Origin of the sequence: Cohnella nanjingensis (assembly GCF_014212125.1) — a bacterium.
Lineage (GTDB): Bacteria > Bacillota > Bacilli > Paenibacillales > Paenibacillaceae > Cohnella > Cohnella nanjingensis.
In genome coordinates this window covers 170,977-186,336 of the sequence record NZ_JACJVP010000007.1, presented here as the reverse complement: position 1 = coordinate 186,336, position 15,360 = coordinate 170,977, and the positions used below count along the sequence as shown (strand labels likewise).

19 protein-coding genes and 2 pseudogenes are annotated in these 15,360 nt (G+C 56.3%); 5 read left to right on the top strand and 16 right to left on the bottom strand.

Annotated features, from left to right (window positions below):
• Window positions 1-386 precede the first annotated feature (386 nt).
• The 4 genes and pseudogenes from H7C19_RS06690 to H7C19_RS06675 all read right to left on the bottom strand — a co-directional run.
• Window positions 387-836, bottom strand: a complete 450-nt coding sequence (locus H7C19_RS06690; RefSeq protein ID WP_185141913.1) for a DUF1569 domain-containing protein — start codon at window positions 834-836, stop codon at window positions 387-389.
• Between the two features lie 113 nt (window positions 837-949).
• Window positions 950-1,315, bottom strand: coding sequence for a VOC family protein (locus H7C19_RS06685; protein ID WP_185141802.1), 366 nt, complete (start codon window positions 1,313-1,315; stop codon window positions 950-952).
• A gap of 54 nt (window positions 1,316-1,369) precedes the next feature.
• Window positions 1,370-1,909 (bottom strand): MarR family winged helix-turn-helix transcriptional regulator, encoded by a 540-nt coding sequence (locus H7C19_RS06680; protein ID WP_246469329.1) that lies wholly within the window; start codon window positions 1,907-1,909, stop codon window positions 1,370-1,372.
• A gap of 136 nt (window positions 1,910-2,045) precedes the next feature.
• Window positions 2,046-2,231, bottom strand: a pseudogene (locus H7C19_RS06675) (rhodanese-like domain-containing protein); the annotation flags it as partial.
• Window positions 2,232-2,754: 523 nt separating this feature from the next.
• Between H7C19_RS06675 and H7C19_RS35420 the strand changes: the two are divergent.
• Window positions 2,755-3,000 (top strand): GNAT family N-acetyltransferase, encoded by a 246-nt coding sequence (locus H7C19_RS35420; RefSeq protein ID WP_313731454.1) that lies wholly within the window; start codon window positions 2,755-2,757, stop codon window positions 2,998-3,000.
• Here the strand turns inward: H7C19_RS35420 and H7C19_RS34645 are convergent.
• The 3 genes and pseudogenes from H7C19_RS34645 to H7C19_RS06660 form a co-directional block, all read right to left on the bottom strand.
• Window positions 2,997-3,161 (bottom strand): annotated as a pseudogene (locus tag H7C19_RS34645) (DinB family protein); the annotation flags it as partial. The gene H7C19_RS35420 and the pseudogene H7C19_RS34645 overlap by 4 nt on opposite strands.
• Before the next feature lie 59 nt (window positions 3,162-3,220).
• A complete protein-coding gene (locus tag H7C19_RS06665) occupies window positions 3,221-3,694 on the bottom strand; it encodes an SRPBCC family protein (protein WP_185141801.1) in 474 nt (157 codons plus the stop codon).
• A 167-nt stretch (window positions 3,695-3,861) separates the two neighbouring features.
• Entirely contained in the window at window positions 3,862-4,764 is a 903-nt protein-coding gene (locus tag H7C19_RS06660) for an aldo/keto reductase (RefSeq protein WP_185141800.1), read from the bottom strand.
• 172 nt (window positions 4,765-4,936) lie between these two features.
• On the opposite strand from H7C19_RS06660, the gene H7C19_RS06655 reads away from it, so the two are divergent.
• Entirely contained in the window at window positions 4,937-5,920 is a 984-nt protein-coding gene (locus H7C19_RS06655; RefSeq protein WP_185141911.1) for a diaminopimelate dehydrogenase, read from the top strand.
• Between the two features lie 191 nt (window positions 5,921-6,111).
• The gene (gene gdhA / locus H7C19_RS06650) at window positions 6,112-7,488 is read left to right on the top strand and encodes an NADP-specific glutamate dehydrogenase (RefSeq protein WP_313731435.1); all 1,377 of its coding nucleotides are present in this window, start codon (window positions 6,112-6,114) and stop codon (window positions 7,486-7,488) included.
• Between the two features lie 133 nt (window positions 7,489-7,621).
• Here gdhA and H7C19_RS06645 read toward each other — a convergent pair whose 3' ends face one another.
• The 8 genes from H7C19_RS06645 to H7C19_RS06610 form a co-directional block, all read right to left on the bottom strand.
• Window positions 7,622-8,119, bottom strand: a complete 498-nt coding sequence (locus tag H7C19_RS06645; protein ID WP_185141798.1) for an SRPBCC family protein — start codon at window positions 8,117-8,119, stop codon at window positions 7,622-7,624.
• Window positions 8,116-8,469 carry an ArsR/SmtB family transcription factor gene (locus H7C19_RS06640; protein WP_185141797.1) on the bottom strand — a complete coding sequence of 118 codons (354 nt, stop codon included), beginning with the start codon at window positions 8,467-8,469 and terminating at the stop codon, window positions 8,116-8,118. Before H7C19_RS06640 ends, H7C19_RS06645 begins: the two co-directional genes overlap by 4 nt.
• A gap of 154 nt (window positions 8,470-8,623) precedes the next feature.
• Window positions 8,624-8,941 carry an ArsR/SmtB family transcription factor gene (locus tag H7C19_RS06635; protein WP_185141796.1) on the bottom strand — a complete coding sequence of 106 codons (318 nt, stop codon included), beginning with the start codon at window positions 8,939-8,941 and terminating at the stop codon, window positions 8,624-8,626.
• An 83-nt stretch (window positions 8,942-9,024) separates the two neighbouring features.
• Entirely contained in the window at window positions 9,025-9,567 is a 543-nt protein-coding gene (locus H7C19_RS06630; protein WP_185141795.1) for a dihydrofolate reductase family protein, read from the bottom strand.
• A 380-nt stretch (window positions 9,568-9,947) separates the two neighbouring features.
• The gene (locus H7C19_RS06625; RefSeq protein WP_185141794.1) at window positions 9,948-10,487 is read right to left on the bottom strand and encodes an NADPH-dependent FMN reductase; all 540 of its coding nucleotides are present in this window, start codon (window positions 10,485-10,487) and stop codon (window positions 9,948-9,950) included.
• 183 nt (window positions 10,488-10,670) lie between these two features.
• On the bottom strand, window positions 10,671-11,042 hold the full coding sequence (locus tag H7C19_RS06620) for a VOC family protein (RefSeq protein ID WP_185141793.1): 372 nt from the start codon (window positions 11,040-11,042) through the stop codon (window positions 10,671-10,673).
• Window positions 11,043-11,751: 709 nt separating this feature from the next.
• Window positions 11,752-12,276 (bottom strand): DUF2812 domain-containing protein, encoded by a 525-nt coding sequence (locus tag H7C19_RS06615; RefSeq protein WP_185141792.1) that lies wholly within the window; start codon window positions 12,274-12,276, stop codon window positions 11,752-11,754.
• Window positions 12,269-12,601 (bottom strand): PadR family transcriptional regulator, encoded by a 333-nt coding sequence (locus tag H7C19_RS06610; RefSeq protein WP_376775326.1) that lies wholly within the window; start codon window positions 12,599-12,601, stop codon window positions 12,269-12,271. The genes H7C19_RS06615 and H7C19_RS06610 overlap by 8 nt, the downstream gene beginning before the upstream one ends.
• 210 nt (window positions 12,602-12,811) lie before the next feature.
• On the opposite strand from H7C19_RS06610, the gene H7C19_RS06605 reads away from it, so the two are divergent.
• Complete coding sequence (locus H7C19_RS06605) at window positions 12,812-13,705, top strand: GNAT family N-acetyltransferase (protein WP_185141791.1); 894 nt, start codon at window positions 12,812-12,814, stop codon at window positions 13,703-13,705.
• On the opposite strand, the gene H7C19_RS06600 is transcribed toward H7C19_RS06605, so the two are convergent.
• Window positions 13,702-14,397, bottom strand: coding sequence for an HD domain-containing protein (locus H7C19_RS06600; protein ID WP_246469328.1), 696 nt, complete (start codon window positions 14,395-14,397; stop codon window positions 13,702-13,704). The genes H7C19_RS06605 and H7C19_RS06600 overlap by 4 nt on opposite strands.
• Between H7C19_RS06600 and H7C19_RS06595 the strand changes: the two genes are divergently transcribed.
• Window positions 14,396-15,283: an HAD-IIB family hydrolase gene (locus tag H7C19_RS06595; RefSeq protein WP_246469327.1), complete on the top strand. Its 888-nt coding sequence runs from the start codon at window positions 14,396-14,398 to the stop codon at window positions 15,281-15,283. The two genes, H7C19_RS06600 and H7C19_RS06595, sit on opposite strands and share 2 nt — an antisense overlap.
• The last annotated feature ends 77 nt before the right edge of the window (window positions 15,284-15,360 follow it).

Here is a 15,360-nt window from a genome sequence, read left to right as displayed (position 1 = left end):
CGGGAAAGCCGATCCGGGGCGATGGTTGCCATTCATTCGTCAGGTTCATTGTGTTGAACGTCGGCAAGCACCGGGGTGTCACTATGTTCCGGCGCGAGCCATGATCGGGCCGGTGAAGCGTCAGCGACATTGGTTCGCGGAACGGCGAAAGCGGCGGAGGGCAGGTCGGTGAGAACGGGGCTGACGAAACAGTATGGTTCGAGCCAAGGCGAAGTACCCACCTGTGGATGGGTCAAGCCGAACGGATCGCCAACAAAAGGCCGAGTGAAGTAAAGTGATGCACCAATGGTATCGATGGACGGGCGGGGACTGTTTGCACGCTGTTGAATGATTGTTGGCAGGTTGTTTGCTCCGTTGAACAATTATTAATCATTGCGAAAAAAATACTAAACACCAAATTGCCTTAAATGATGGTCTAAATGCTTATAAATTCCTTTACCCCATTGCTCAGGAGTGAGTTTGCCGAAAAAAGGATGTGGATGGTCTGAACATTTCTCCGGACCGTTACTTTGGAAAGTTAAAATCTTTTGTTTCAGTCTCTCTTTTTCTGTCTCAAAATCTCTGTCATCTGCAATACGTATGGTCGGAATTGTTGACATATTGTGTGGTGCCGGCTTGTCATTATAAACAATAGGTTTCACAAACCTTCCGATTAACCTTCCTATCCAATCTCTAGGGGGAAAGGAATTTCCCATTGCGATGTCTTGAAACGATGAGCAGTGAGCCAACATTTGAGCAACATTCATTGTTCCCCATTGTGGTTTTGAATTTGGACTTAAATTCTCGATACGGTTCAGTATTTCCGCTGTATGCAATTGGTTGTATATGTTTTCCATGGGCACACTCCAATAAAAATTACCTTTTGCACTCGTGAATTTGACTGGGAAAATTCCTGCATCCAGTTCCCATTTAGAACGGGAAACAGGAAAAATATCGCGTTCGCGGAAGTTCACAAATGCTGTAGTCCGATGCGATTTCCTTCAGAATCTAGAAACATCCCCAAATAGCCGGCATTCTTCCCAGTATACGTTTTCTCCATGATCACCTGTCCACCTGCCTCGTTAACCCGTGACAGAATTGTCGCTAGATCGGGGCTTCCGTCCAGATATACAGTAACGCCATCTACTGCTGGCTTGTGATTCGGGCCCTGAACCAGAGCCCCCCCATTAAACTGCTCCTGAACAGGGAAAAACGCATAATTACTATCCCCCATCGCCATTTTTGGCATTTCAATCTTAAAAATCTGCTCGTAAAACGTTTTTGCTCGTTCCATGTTACCCACGGGAATTTCGACCCAAATAAATAAGCGCTGCATGATGCTACGCCTCCTAATTGATTTAGATTTACGACCTCTTTTAACCACCAACAATCAATTATTCTCATTATCATTTTTTTCTACAGCATTAATGCTTTTCCAATTCCCATTACTAAAGTAGTTTACCTCCTTCTCCAGAATTCGCCCGACATTCTCAAGAGCATCTGCTATCTTATCCAATTGCTCTGGGTCGAGTTTGGTAATTAGATGCTGGTTCCACTCAGCATATTGCTCGAAGATAGCACCCAGCACTTCTGCACCTCTCGGAGTAAGTTCAATCAGCTTTGTGCGTCGATCGGTCTGGTGGTCCTTATAGATAGCCAGACCTTCATTTACTAATACGTCTGCAACACGTTGCACGCTCTGACGTGCATGCCCCATATCACGAGCGATCTTTGCCACCGTTTGAGGTTTATATCCAATGCGACCAAGGACCTGCCACCTGGCACTGCTTTGATCAATTGAACGCGTGATAATGTCCCCGGAACGCATTAGTAACCCATTAATGTGGAAAATGCTCAATGAAAATCTGCTTAAGGGGTCCTCTGGTTTGTCTATTGTATTCATAATTGCATCATAACAATTTGACAGCATGCTGTCAATATACCCCCATTTTCCATCATCTTGTTTGCAAATTGTTTGCAGAGAGGCTCAAAAAGGACTGGAACAGGTCACTTGCTCCCAACCTGTCACAGCCCTCCAACCCGCATTCGATGCAGCCTCTCGGCTCTTACTCTTCTCCCGCCGCAATTGGGTTGTCGGCGTAGGAGATCCAATCGCTCCAGCTCCCCGCATACAGCTTCACGTTGCGGAAGCCCGCTTCGTGAAGCGCCAGCACGTTCGGTGTGGCGGAGATGCCGGAGCCGTAGTAGACGATGACCTCGTCATCCTGACCGAGCGCGCCGAAGCGCGAGCGGAGCGCGGCCGGCTGCGGCGTTTCCGCCGTCACCGGCAAGCCTGCCGCCGTCCAAACCGCGTAGCACCCGTCCAGCACCCGCACGTCGGACACGCCGATGTACTCTTCAACAGCACCCATCACAGGCGCGACGCGGCGCGCTGCAAGCACTGGGAAGTCACGCAGCATCGGCAAAGACAGACTGACCGATATATGGATATTGCCGAAAGGTATGAGCCGCTCAGACTTCCGCCGCAGCCTGACCTCCCACTGTAGGCTTTTTGCCCATATCGGACACAGCAAGCAGACATGGTTAAACCCACCTCTGGCCAAGCCGAAGGCGGGTTTGTTGTCGCTTCATCCACTGGACCTCTCCAATTGCTCGGAATTGGATCTTCATTCGAGGCCGCATCGCCCGTATGATTCTCATACCAACGCTGCAAAGGAAAGGATAACGACGAGACCTGGCGGCGCCTGGCGGCCCGCGACGGCATCTACGGGTTCGGTGCGCGCCTTCAAGGCCGCTTGATCGGAATCGCTCACTATCTGTATCGCCCTACGATCTGGACGGACGACGCCTGCTATCTCCAAGACCTTCGTCGGCGAGGACGTCCGCGGTCACGGAGCCGCTCGGGCGCTTATCGAGCGCGTCGCCCAAGCGGCGCGCGAGCATCGCGTCTCCAGGTTCTATTGGCAGACCCGCCGAGACAACGCCGTCGCCCACGCGCTCTATGACAAAGTGGCGCAACACAACGGATTTAATCCGCTACGACTATCCGTTGTAATCTAATCCCATATACGAGGGCGATCGATCCCCATCGTTCGCATGTAGTCCAACAATTGCCCGGTATGGACGGATTCGTGATACGCGACTCGCAATAATATATCTCCCAATGTTCTGATGTTCCCAACATCGGAACGATCTATCTTAATATTCTTTAGGTCATCCGATGTCAATTCCCGTCAAATGAAGCCTCTCCTTTAAAGGAATTGAGACCGGGGAGGAAGCGTCATTCGACAAAGGCCGCAAGGTTCTCCAGAGAGGATCTCAACCCTTCGTCATGATCTTCCTTCCGGATACCTTCCGGTACGTTCTGGCATACGATGGTGACTTGGGTACCTCCCGGGACGGCCGCCAAGGCCCATGTCATGGTCATCCCGCCCGCGAACGCGGGATCATCGGACTCGAATTCGACGAATTGCACGATTCGCTCGTCCGGGATCAGCTCCAGGAATTTCCCCTGGACGACGTCGGCATCTTCCGAGGTTTTTCCGGGCGTGTGATCCGTTCCGATATAGGTAAGGGACATCTGATAAGCTCCGCCTTCTCGGGCGTCAAACGCTTGAATATGACCCTTCATGCCCTTCGGCGGCAGCCATGAGACCAGCGCCTCCGGATCTATGAATGCCTGATAGATGGTTTGCGGCGATGCCTGAATGACTCTGGTAGCGGAATCCGTTCTCTTGCCGGACGAATTCGTCATGACGCACTCCTCCTTGAGATGTCGTATCCTCCGTTCATTCTATCGAATTGGCGCACGCGCCGTTTCTTCTGGATTGCTAGATTGAACGCTAGAAAGCCAAATGCCGGAATGCCAAATACCGATCGTTCATCTGGTACGGCTATCTATCTGCTAGTGCATTCTAAGGTTTAGCGATGAACCGCATAGCGATTCGCCTTACTGATGCGGCGAATGGCTTGCACTTCCTCCGCCGACAGCTCCTGTACGTCCGCGGCCGCGATGTTCTGCAGCAGCTGCTCGCGCGAGCTGGCCCCCGGGATCGCGACGGCGACCGCCGGATGGCTCAGCGAGTAACGGATCGCGAGCTGCGTGAGGCTCCGCTCCGGCGTCGCCAGCTCCTGCAGCCGCTCGCGCAGCGCGATCAGCTCCGCCAGTTCGTAGTCCGGCACGCCCTTCGCCGGCTGCCGATTGGCCGCCAGCGCTCCGCTGGCCACCGGCCCTCTCGCGATGACGCCGATCGACCGCTCCTGCAGCAGCGGCAGCACCGTCTCTTCCGCCCGGCGGTCCACGATGCTGTAGCTGTTCATGACGCTCGCGACGGCGCTTCGCGCGGCATACTCCCGAATTACGTTAGGACGGATCGACGATATCCCGTACGCCCGGATGACCCCTTCCCGCTTCAACTGCTCGAACGCCTCGATCGTCTCGTCGATCGGATCGTCGAGCGTTCCGCCATGAAGCTGGTACAGATCGATGTAGTCCGTCCCGAGCCTGCGCAAGCTTTCTTTGACGGCCGACAGGATATACGCCTTGGAGGGGTCCCAGGTCCACCCCTCTTGTCCCGGGATCCGCCGGTTTCCTACCTTCGTAGCCAGCACCACGCGCTCGCGCCGCCCTCGGATCGCTTGGCCGACGATCTCCTCGTTGCGTCCGCCGTCATACAGATCGGCGGTGTCCAGCAGATTGACGCCGCGCTCCAGCGCCTCATGGATGAGTGCCGTCGCCTTCCGTTCCTCCGTCCCCAGCGACATGCAGCCAAGTCCGACCTCGCCGACGAGCAGCCCGGATGCGCCTAGCCGATTCCTTTTCATCGCCTATCCGTCCTCCCTTATACCCGATAGTCATGCATACTCTACCAGTCTACCACTCCTGTCTCTCGCGACAAAATACGTTTCTTTTCGATTTATAGTTTACATATCATGTAACATCTATATACTAATATAGAGGCAAGTGAACCGCTTATCGACAAAGGAGGCGCTCCATCTGAGTACCATAAAGGCAGGCATTGTAGGCTACGGCAACCTCGGCAGAGGCGTAGAGAAGGCTATTGCGCAAAATCCGGATATCGATCTGGTCGCGATATTTACCCGGCGGCAGCCGGATCAACTGGCATCCGACAGCGGAAGCGCGCGGTTCGAGCACATCTCCGCAGCGGAGCAATACATCGGCAAGATCGACGTGATGATTCTGTGCGGCGGCTCCGCGACCGATCTGCCCGAGCAGACCCCGGCGCTGGCGCGCATGTTCAATACGGTAGACAGCTTCGACACCCATGCGAAGATCCCCGAATTCTTCGAGTCGGTTAACGCGGCTGCGGCGCAGGGCGGCACGGTCAGCGTCATCTCGACCGGCTGGGATCCGGGTCTCTTCTCGCTGAACCGGCTGCTCGCCGGCGCGATTCTCCCCGAGGGCAAGGAGTATACGTTCTGGGGCAAAGGCGTCAGCCAAGGGCATTCCGACGCCATCCGGCGGGTGCCGGGCGTGAAGAACGGCGTGCAATACACCGTGCCGGTGCAGGAAGTGATCGACCGGATCCGCGCAGGGGAGACGCCCGACTTCACGACCCGGGAGAAACATCTGCGGCAGTGCTACGTCGTTGCGGAGGAAGGCGCCGATCTAGAGCAGATCCGGCAGACGATCGTGAATATGCCGAACTACTTCTCGGATTACGACACCACGGTCACCTTCATCTCCGAGGACGAGCTCCGCGCCGAGCATCAAGGCATGCCGCACGGCGGCTTCGTCATCCGCAGCGGCGTTACGGGCCAAGGCACGAAGCAGATCATCGAATTCGGCCTCAAGCTCGAGAGCAATCCGGAATTCACGGCCAGCGTCCTGGTCGCCTACGCCCGCGCGGCTTACCGGCTGCGTCAAGAAGGCCAGACCGGCGCCCGGACCGTGTTCGACATTCCGCTCGGCCACCTGTCGCCGAAGCCCGCCGGCGACCTGCGCCGCGACCTGCTGTAACCCATACGCTTCGCGAATTAACCCCGTCATGTCTCATGACGGGGCTTTTCGTTTTTCGCCCATTATATTATTTGTTCAACCTTCAAAAAAAATTTTATTTGCGTCATTCGCTAAGATTGGTTAGACTTTTTGTTTATAAAGTACAAATTTTTTGACATTTAATGCAAACATGGAAGGGAGATCTGCCAAACGTGGCTATTGCAGTAACCGAACAAAGCCGGATCGAGGCCGAGCAATACGTCAAATCCGTATACGAATCCGTCATCGCGCGGAACCCGCACGAAGCCGAATTCCACCAAGCGGTCAAAGAAATTCTGGACTCGCTCGTGCCGGTCTTCGCCAAGCATCCGCGCTACAAAGACAGCGGCGTCCTGGAACGACTCGTCGAGCCGGAGCGCGTGATCTACTTCCGCGTACCTTGGGTCGACGACAGCGGCAAGGTGCGGGTGAACCGCGGCTACCGCGTGCAGTTCAACAGCGCCCTTGGCCCGTACAAAGGCGGCATTCGATTCCACCCCTCCGTTAATGCCAGCATCGTCAAGTTCCTCGGCTTTGAACAGATCTTCAAGAATGCGCTCACCGGCCAACCGATCGGCGGCGGCAAAGGCGGCTCCGACTTCGACCCCAAAGGCAAATCGGATAATGAGATCATGCGCTTCACGCAAAGCTTCATGACCGAGCTGTTCAAGTACATCGGTCCCGACAGCGACGTGCCGGCCGGCGATATCGGCGTCGGCGCGCGCGAGATCGGCTACATGTTCGGCCAGTACAAGCGTATCCGCAGCAGCCATGAAGCCGGGGTATTGACCGGCAAGGGCGTCGGCTACGGCGGCAGCCTGGCCCGCACGGAAGCGACCGGCTACGGCTGCGTCTACTTCGTAGGCGAGATGCTCAAATTCAGGGGTCTGAGCTTCAACGACGCGACGGTTGTCGTGTCGGGGTCGGGCAATGTCTCCACCTATGCCATGGCCAAAGCGCAGGAGCTCGGGGCCAAGGTCGTCGCCTGCAGCGACTCCGGCGGCTACGTCTACGATCCTGACGGCATCAATGTCCGTACCGTGAAGCGTCTGAAGGAAGTCGAGCGCAAGCGGATCAGCGAATACGTCAAAGAGCATCCGAGAGCCACCTATACGGAAGGCTGCCAAGGCATCTGGACGATCCCGTGCGACATCGCCTTGCCTTGCGCCACCCAGAACGAGATCGATGAGCACTCGGCCCAGACGCTCGTCGACAACGGCGTCCAAGCCATCGGCGAAGGGGCTAACATGCCGTCCACGCTGGAAGCGATCGAGGTGTTCCTGAACAACCACGTGCTGTTCGGGCCGGCCAAAGCCGCCAACGCGGGCGGCGTCGCCGTCTCCGCGCTCGAGATGGCTCAGAACAGCATGCGCCTGTCCTGGTCCTTCGAGGAAGTGGACACCAAGCTGCATGTCATTATGAAGAATATCTATGAGAGCAGCGTGCAGGCGGCGGAAGCGTACGGACACCCCGGCAACCTGCTCGTCGGCGCCAACATCGCGGGCTTCCTGCGCGTGGCGGACGCCATGATCGTACAGGGCATCGTCTAATTTTTCATATATAAAAAGCCGCGCAATCGGTGATCCGATTGCGCGGCTTTTTTGGTCCACCTCGCCAAAGGTTCGCATCTCAGAACAACAAAGCCGGGACCCTCTATCGAGGAATTCCCGGCTCTCTCTCCGCTTACTTGTTCTTTAGCTTCTCGAGCAGCTCGACGAGTCGTCCGAACGAATCGTTGAGACCGCCCTCCATCCCGGATTGCACCATGCCGTCCCGATCCGCGACCGAACGGAAGACCGACTCCATCCGAATCTTGGTCTTGCCTCCCGGCAGCTCTTCGAAGATCACCGTCTCAAGCGTGACGTGACCCCTCTCCGGAAGCCCTTCGAACTCGAAGGTCTGGATAATTCGCTCCGGTGCCGACACTTCATGGAACACGCCGTGGAATCCGTACGCATTGCCGGCCTCGTCGCGATGAATGTACCTCCACGACCCGCCGTCCCGCGGTTCGAACGTCTCGAGCGTCATGGCGAGATTGCGCGGCCCCATCCACTCCACGAACAGCTCCGCATCGGTGAATGCTTCGAATACGAGCTCCCGGGGGGCATCGAACTCCCGCTCGATCAAGATCAACTGCTTGCCGGGCTCCGCGGTTACCTTGGTCTCATAGCTGATGGTCATGAATCTTCCTTCCCTTCCATTGGGTTTGTATGAAGCTGCTGCTTCGCCTTGCGCGCCTCCAACAGGCGGTCGAGCGCTTGGAATCGTTGACTCCACATCTCCCGAAATTGCTTCGCCCAGTCCTCTACCTCCGACATCGACTCCGGGTTCAGGCGGTAGATGCGCTGCTGCGCCTTCTTCTCCACCGAGACGGCATTCGCCTCGCGCAGCACTTTCAGGTGCTGCGAGATCGCCTGGGGGCTGATCTCGAAGTGGCTGCAGATCTCCGTCGCGGACAAGGGGCCATGGGCGGCCAACAATTCGATGATACGGCGTCTCGTGGTGTCTGCTATCGCTGTGAATGTGTCCATGCGCTCATTATAAACCAATAACTTAATTAAGTATACGCTTAATTTTGTATTTTTGTCCTGACCAAGACGAAGACCGGCAGCTCCTCCTTAGAGGAACGAACCGGTCTTCGTCTTTTAACTTGCTCCGTAACCGTATGCAATGGGATTCAAAGCACTACTTCTTATTCTGCAACTGCTGCAAATAGTCATCCAGATTGTCGAGCTTCTCCTCCCGCATTCCGCGGTATTGCTCCAACCAAGCGTTGATCTCCACGAACGGTTCGGGCCGCAGCCTGTAGATCCGCCGATTCACATCGACGTCAAAATCCACGACCCCGGCTTCATATAAGATACGCAGATGTTTAGACGCCTGCGGCTGGCGAATTTGAAGATGATCCGCGATCTCCCCCACCGTTAACGGACCATCCTGCAGTAATTCAACAATCTGCAAGCGTCTGGGCTCGGCAAGCGCACTTAAGATTGTATGATCCATCCTTCGCTGTCCCACCTTCAAAGACCAGCCCGATACCGGATTGTATCGAGCTGGTCTTATCTCCATTTATGGCGCCATTCCCATCAAGCTTTTTGGTAGGTGAGCACGACGACACCCGTTTGGAACGTCTTCGTTTCCGTCAATTTCAACACGGTCTGATTCAAGCCATCTTGGAACAGTCGTTTTCCGCTGCCTACGACGATCGGGTACACCATGAGCCGGTATTCGTCGATCAGACCGAGATTGTGAAGCGTCTGCACAAGCGCGCAGCTTCCGAATACGAGAATGTCTTTGCCCGGCTGCTCCTTCAGTTTCGTGATCTCCTCCGCGATATCGCCCTTGATCACGCTCGAATTGGTCCATTCCGCCCGATCCAAGGTCGTGGACACGACATGCTTAGGATAGCCGTTCATCCACTCGCCATATTCCCCTGTCTGCTCGATCATGTTCGGCCAAGCGGCTGCGAATCCTTCGTAGGTTACGCGTCCCAGCAGCAGCGCGTCGCTCGCCTTAAGCTCCTCGAACTTGAACTTATCCTGTTCCTCGCCGCCGAACTGGAACGTCCAGCCCGGTTCCTCCATCACGCCATCCAACGATACGAACTCCGATACGATCACTTTTCTCATTTTTTATTCTCCTTCGCTTGGTTTATTTGTAGTCGATGTCCTTCTGAATTGAATATACCACATAGGGAATATTCCCGTAAAGGAATATTTAAATTATATTTGTGGATCGTTAATTTTGGAAAACAGGCATTGAAATAGCCCCCATCTACTCTTCAGTCCCTCGTCATCCGCTCGGCCCAGCCGCGCAGTCTCCCGCCTTATGATCATGGATGCCATCCGCGGCACCGTTTTGAACAAGGTTTTGAATGATTTCCCTTTTTTAGATTAAAATCCGTTTTGCAGAGGTTCAGAAAGAGCAAAAGACCGGCTGCTCCTGGGAAGGGAGCTTGCCGGTCTTTGCAATAATAAAGATACAGAACACGTTTCCGTAAAAGTTGTTATTAACGCAATGTTTTCAATGCGCCGCTCCAAGCGAGCACTTGATCAAGCATACCATTAACGTTGGTAAGATGCAGATCAGCCGGTTTGAAAACAGTTCCGTTCTCAAAATCAGTGAAAAGTGACAATGCCGGGTGAACGCGGACGTCCGCTACGGACAATTCTCCCAAAATTCCACGTAAATGTTCAGCTGCGCGAGCGCCGCCTACGGAACCATAGCTTACGATGCCTGCCGCCTTATTGTTCCAAGCCTCGCGCGCATAATCAAGTGCATTTTTCAATGAAGCCGAAATGCTGTGATTGTACTCTTGAACGATAAATACGAAGCCATCCAAGCTAGCAAGCTTTACATTCCATGCTGTCGCTTGTTCTGTAGCATCAACTTCTCCGAAAAGCGGAAGCTTGAAATCTGCAATATCTACGATTTCGTAATTAGCATCTCCGCGTTTATCAGCGACACTTTTTACCCAATCTCCAACTTGTGGACTTAGACGGCCTTGACGCGTGCTTCCTAAAATAATACCGATGTTTAATTTTGACATTTCGGTTTCCTCCTCAATAGTCCTTCTGCCCAATAGTTTATCTAAAAAGCCCACTTGCTACACTCGCCATGCAAATATCTTAACCTCAAGGTATTAGACATAAATAACTTAATTTATCTAATAACTTTTGTCAAGTGAATTACTATCAGTTAGTCCGCCTTGCGCTCCCGTCAATGGATTGGTTTAAATAAGCCGCTTGCCGATCTCCCAATGGTGGCCAAACGGGTCGGCGATGCGTCCGATACGCCAGCCGTGACCCTCGCCTACGGGTACGACTCCGGTTGCGCCGGCGGCCACGGCCTGTTCGAACGCCGAATCCGGATCTTGGACGGTCAGGATCATTCGAACCGATCCCCTAGCTATCGACTCCGGGCTGGAGTCAGGGTCTTCTTGAATCCAGAAATCCCCTCCCCCGATGGATAGTTGAGCGACAGCCAGCCGCCCGCCCTCCTCAAGGCGATACAACTCGACCGCGCTGAACGCGGCCTTGTAATATGCTGCAGCCTCCGCCGCGTTACTCACAGAAAGCCATGGGGCGATATGGGTCTCGGACATACGGGTAACCTCCTGAACGCCATTTGTATGCTTCTCTACAATACATTTCACTTCAAACCCTTCATATCCTTTTCTTAATTAGCGATACACGGAAGCGTTCGCCTGTTTGCCTGCATCCTGCACTTCTGCGATATACTGCCAGGCATCTGGTCGCGAGTCGTCTAGACCATTAAAACCATATACTTGCGCGGGTTGGCCGCTCGATACGGATTAGCCGTTCCAGCGGGCAATCTCCGGGTCGCCGGTCAGCGGCAAACATGCGTCTTGCTTACCATGTCTCGCACAAAGCGCTTCCTCTTCCCTACCTTATCCGCACAAAAAAACGCATGACCTTACCAAGTCACAGGCTATAATGAAAATTGCGACAGGTTATAAAAGGATCGCACATCGGGGAATCCTCCAGTCCTCCGACCCCCAGACCTTCGAATCCCCAGACCTCCGGACCCCCAACGCCGNNCCACGAGAAAGCACCACCAGCGAGCACCACCGGCAAGCACCACCATCAACCACCACCATCAACCACCACCATCAAGCACCACCGACAAGCACCACCGGACAGGTCCCAGCCGATGAATTCCGGGCGACCTTTGCCCAACCGAAGACGAATATTCCGTACGACTATTAGGTGTGTAAGCCCTGAAAGCGATAATGGCCAAGACTCATTTTCATAAAAAAAGAAGGGCTGAATCCAGCCCTTCCCGTGCCAAGCTTATGAGATGTCTTCCCGTCGCCCCCGCAGCCGCGTATTCGCGGCATTGAGCCGCACGATCCCGAAGAGGAAGAAGGCGAACAGCGCCGCATAGATCAGGTAGATGTACGGAAACCGATTCAAGGTGGAGAAGAGCGCGACGATGATCGGGATCTGCGCGAACGTCAGGGTCGCCATCATGGCGATGAGCCGCTTGTTGCGGTCCATGAGCGAGTCCACGTCGGAGTACAGCTCGGGCCGCGTATCCGTATAGGGCATCCGCCACACGTACCAGCCCATCTTGTCGTAGAGGAGCTCCCAGCCCGCGTCCTGGCAGAGCGCGATATAGTCCCGGTTCCGGGCGCTCTGATAGTCGACGCAATAGCGCATCCGCCGCGGCTCGCCCTTCTCGAATGCAAAGTGGATCGCATTCCCCGTGACCGCGGTCAGATGCCACCCTTGCGCCTCCATCTCCTCAATCCACTGCTCGATCTTGTCCGAATCCCAGCTGAACCACCACTTCTTCACGCGCTTCACGTTACTCATCCCGGTCCCTCCACACGGTCATGGCATTGCGATGCAATTCCGAGATCCGGGCGATCTCCAGCTTCAGCAGCGCTCTGCCGTCTTCAGTCGCCTGATAAGTCTTGCGCCGGTCGTCTTCCCGCACGAATACGATGACGCCGTCCTTCTCCATCCGGGACAAGCTGCCGTACAGCGTCCCGGCGCCCAGCCGAATCCGCTTGTCCGTAAGCTCCTCCACGTATTGCATGATGCCGTAGCCATGACGGGCCTCCGTCAAGGACAGCAAGATGTAGAACATCGTCTCCGACATCGGTAGGTATTGGCGTTGCAGGGCGTCCATCGTCATCGGGCATAGACCTCTCTCGGTTCATGGAGCGAGTTCGGCTATAACAACCCTCGCTATATCGTCATGCGATATATCATGGCTCGACTGTATCACACCACGATATAGTTGACAATACGTTTACTGGAAATCGGAAACATCGTGAGGAAGGGGAACGACAGGTAGATCGCGAAGTTATCCGTAGAATCATTGACCCTAGGAGGCGCCGAGCGCATGGAATTCAAGTCGTTACGCGATTATACGTTAGATCAGCTGGCTGTGATGTGGAATGAAGGGTTCACCGGATATTTCGTGGACGCGACGCAGTCGCCGGAAGGGTTCCTCCGGCGCTTCGCCGCCGAGCATCTCTCGCTCGATCTGTCCTTCGCCGCCGTCCTGGAAGGCAAGCCGGTCGGATTCGTGCTGAGCGGGGCCCGCGCGATCGGGGGGACGAAGACGGCCTGGAACGGCGGCACCGGGATCGCCCCGGCCTATCGGGGGCAGGGTATCGGCAAGCTTATGATCGCTGAGGCGCTCCGCCGTTATGCGGCCCACGGCGTCGGCCTGGCGACGCTCGAAGCGATCGCGGCCAACGCGCCCGCCATCGCGCTCTATGAGCGGATGGGTTACCGGACGATCAACCGGCTGAAGATCCTTCAGCAGACCGGCGAACTGCCGGCGGTGACCTTCGCCGCAGCCGGGACGGGGCCGTTCCGCGTACAGCTCGGCACGGCGCCTGACGTTCGGGGCTTGTCCTTCTACGACCATTCGGCGCCCTGGCAGACCCAGTGGGCGAATCTGACGAACGCCGAGTCCGCGATCCTGTACGACGATCAGGACCGGCCGCTCGGCTATGCGCTGTTCAAGCTCGCCTATGATGAGCACGGCAACCCCGCTTCCGCATCGCTCTTCCAGTGCCGAGCCGACGAGCGCCGCGAGGACGCAGGCGCCATCGTCCGACACCTGCTAGCTGCCGTCTTCCCCCCGCATCCGTCCCTCACGCGCCGGACGATGAACCTGCCCGCCTCGCACGCCGAGGCCGTTCAGGCGCTGGAGCAAGCCGGATTCTCCCTGCTCATGGAGCAGGTCCAGATGACGCAGCCCTTATCGCCGGAGGAGCAGGCTTAGGCCTCTCCCTCCCATTCCAGCCCGAATTGCGCCAGATAGGCTTCCATATAGCGGTGGCGCTCTTCGGCGATCCTGCGCGCAGACCCCGTGTTGATCCGGTCCTTGAGCTTCAGCAGCTTCTCGTGGAAATGATTGATCGCCGTACTCTTGTCCTGTCTGTATTCGGCGGCGGTCATCTTCTCGCGCGGCGGGATCCGGGGATCGTGGAGCGGATCGCCCTTCCACCCGGCATAGACGAAGGTCCGGGCGATCGCGATCGCCCCGATGGCGTCCAGGCGGTCCGCATCCTGCACCACCCGTCCCTCCGGCGTGCGCATGGGCGGATTGCCTCCGCCGTTGTAGGACATCGTCGAGATGATGTCCATGACATGCAGACGCTCATCCTCCGTCATCTGCGGCCGGCCCGCGAGCCAGTCGCCGACCTTCCGTAATCCCTCTTCTTTGGAGGGATTCAGCTTCTCGTCCGCGACATCATGCAGCAGCGCCGCGACGACGCAGACGAACGCGTCGGCGCCCTCTTCGCGCGCCAGCCGCTCCACCATGCGCGCCACGCGATGCACGTGCCACCAGTCGTGGCCGGTACGGTCGCACTCATGGACCGATCTGGCGAACCGCTCCGCCGCTTCGATCGTTTCCGCCTGCTCCGGATAACTTGTCCAGGATGGCATCATCGCCGTCACTACCTTTCTCATGGGGGTCCTCTATCCGATGTCGTACTTCCTCACCGATCTCGACGGCACCCTGCTCCGCTCGGACGCATCCCTCTCCGACTACTCGGTTCGCATCCTCACCCAGGCGCTGAATGAAGGCCTCTTCGTCAGCTACGCGACCGCCCGGAGCTATATCAGCGCCCACAAGATCGTGTCCGCCGTCCCTTGGCGATACCCGGTCGTGCTGTACAACGGCGCCGTCCTCTTCGATCCGGCCACCCAGCGGGTGCTGGACGGCGCCTGGCTGAATCCCGCGACGACCGATGAGATCATCGGCCTCGGGAGAGCGCACGGCCTGCTGCCGCTCCTCTTCGCGCTGGACGACGAAGATCGGGAGAGGGTCCTGCACGAACGGCTCGTCCGCTCCGGAGAGCTGCAGTTCTACGCCAGCCGCCCGAACGATCCGAGATTCGCGGAGGTGACGCGGCTGAGCTGTCCGGAGACGTTCCGCACGCTGATCGTGACCTATATCGGATTATGGGATGAGCTTAACCCACTTAAGGAGGAAGTTCAACGGAGGTTCGGGGATCGGATCCACGTGCACCTCATGAAAGACGCCTATATCGCGGATCATTACTTCCTCGAGTTCAGCGACCGGCTGGCGAACAAGAAGGAAGGGCTGCGGAAGTGGGCGGCGCTCGTGAACGGCGAGCCCGAGGTGGTCACGGTGTTCGGCGACAACCTGAACGACCTGGGCATGTTCGAAACGGCCGGGACCCGCATCGCCGTTGCGGGAGCGCATCCGGACATCGCAGCGCTCTCCACCGCCATGGCCGGCAGTAACGATGACGATGGCGTAACCCGGTACCTGGAACAATGGATGCGTTCGCGGTCGGGTGCAACCTTTCGGGACGGAGGCGCGCCTTAGAACCCGTTGACCGATACATACACCAAGGAGAATGACATCGACGAGTAGGTCATCCCGGAGAGCGCCGACGATCTGGA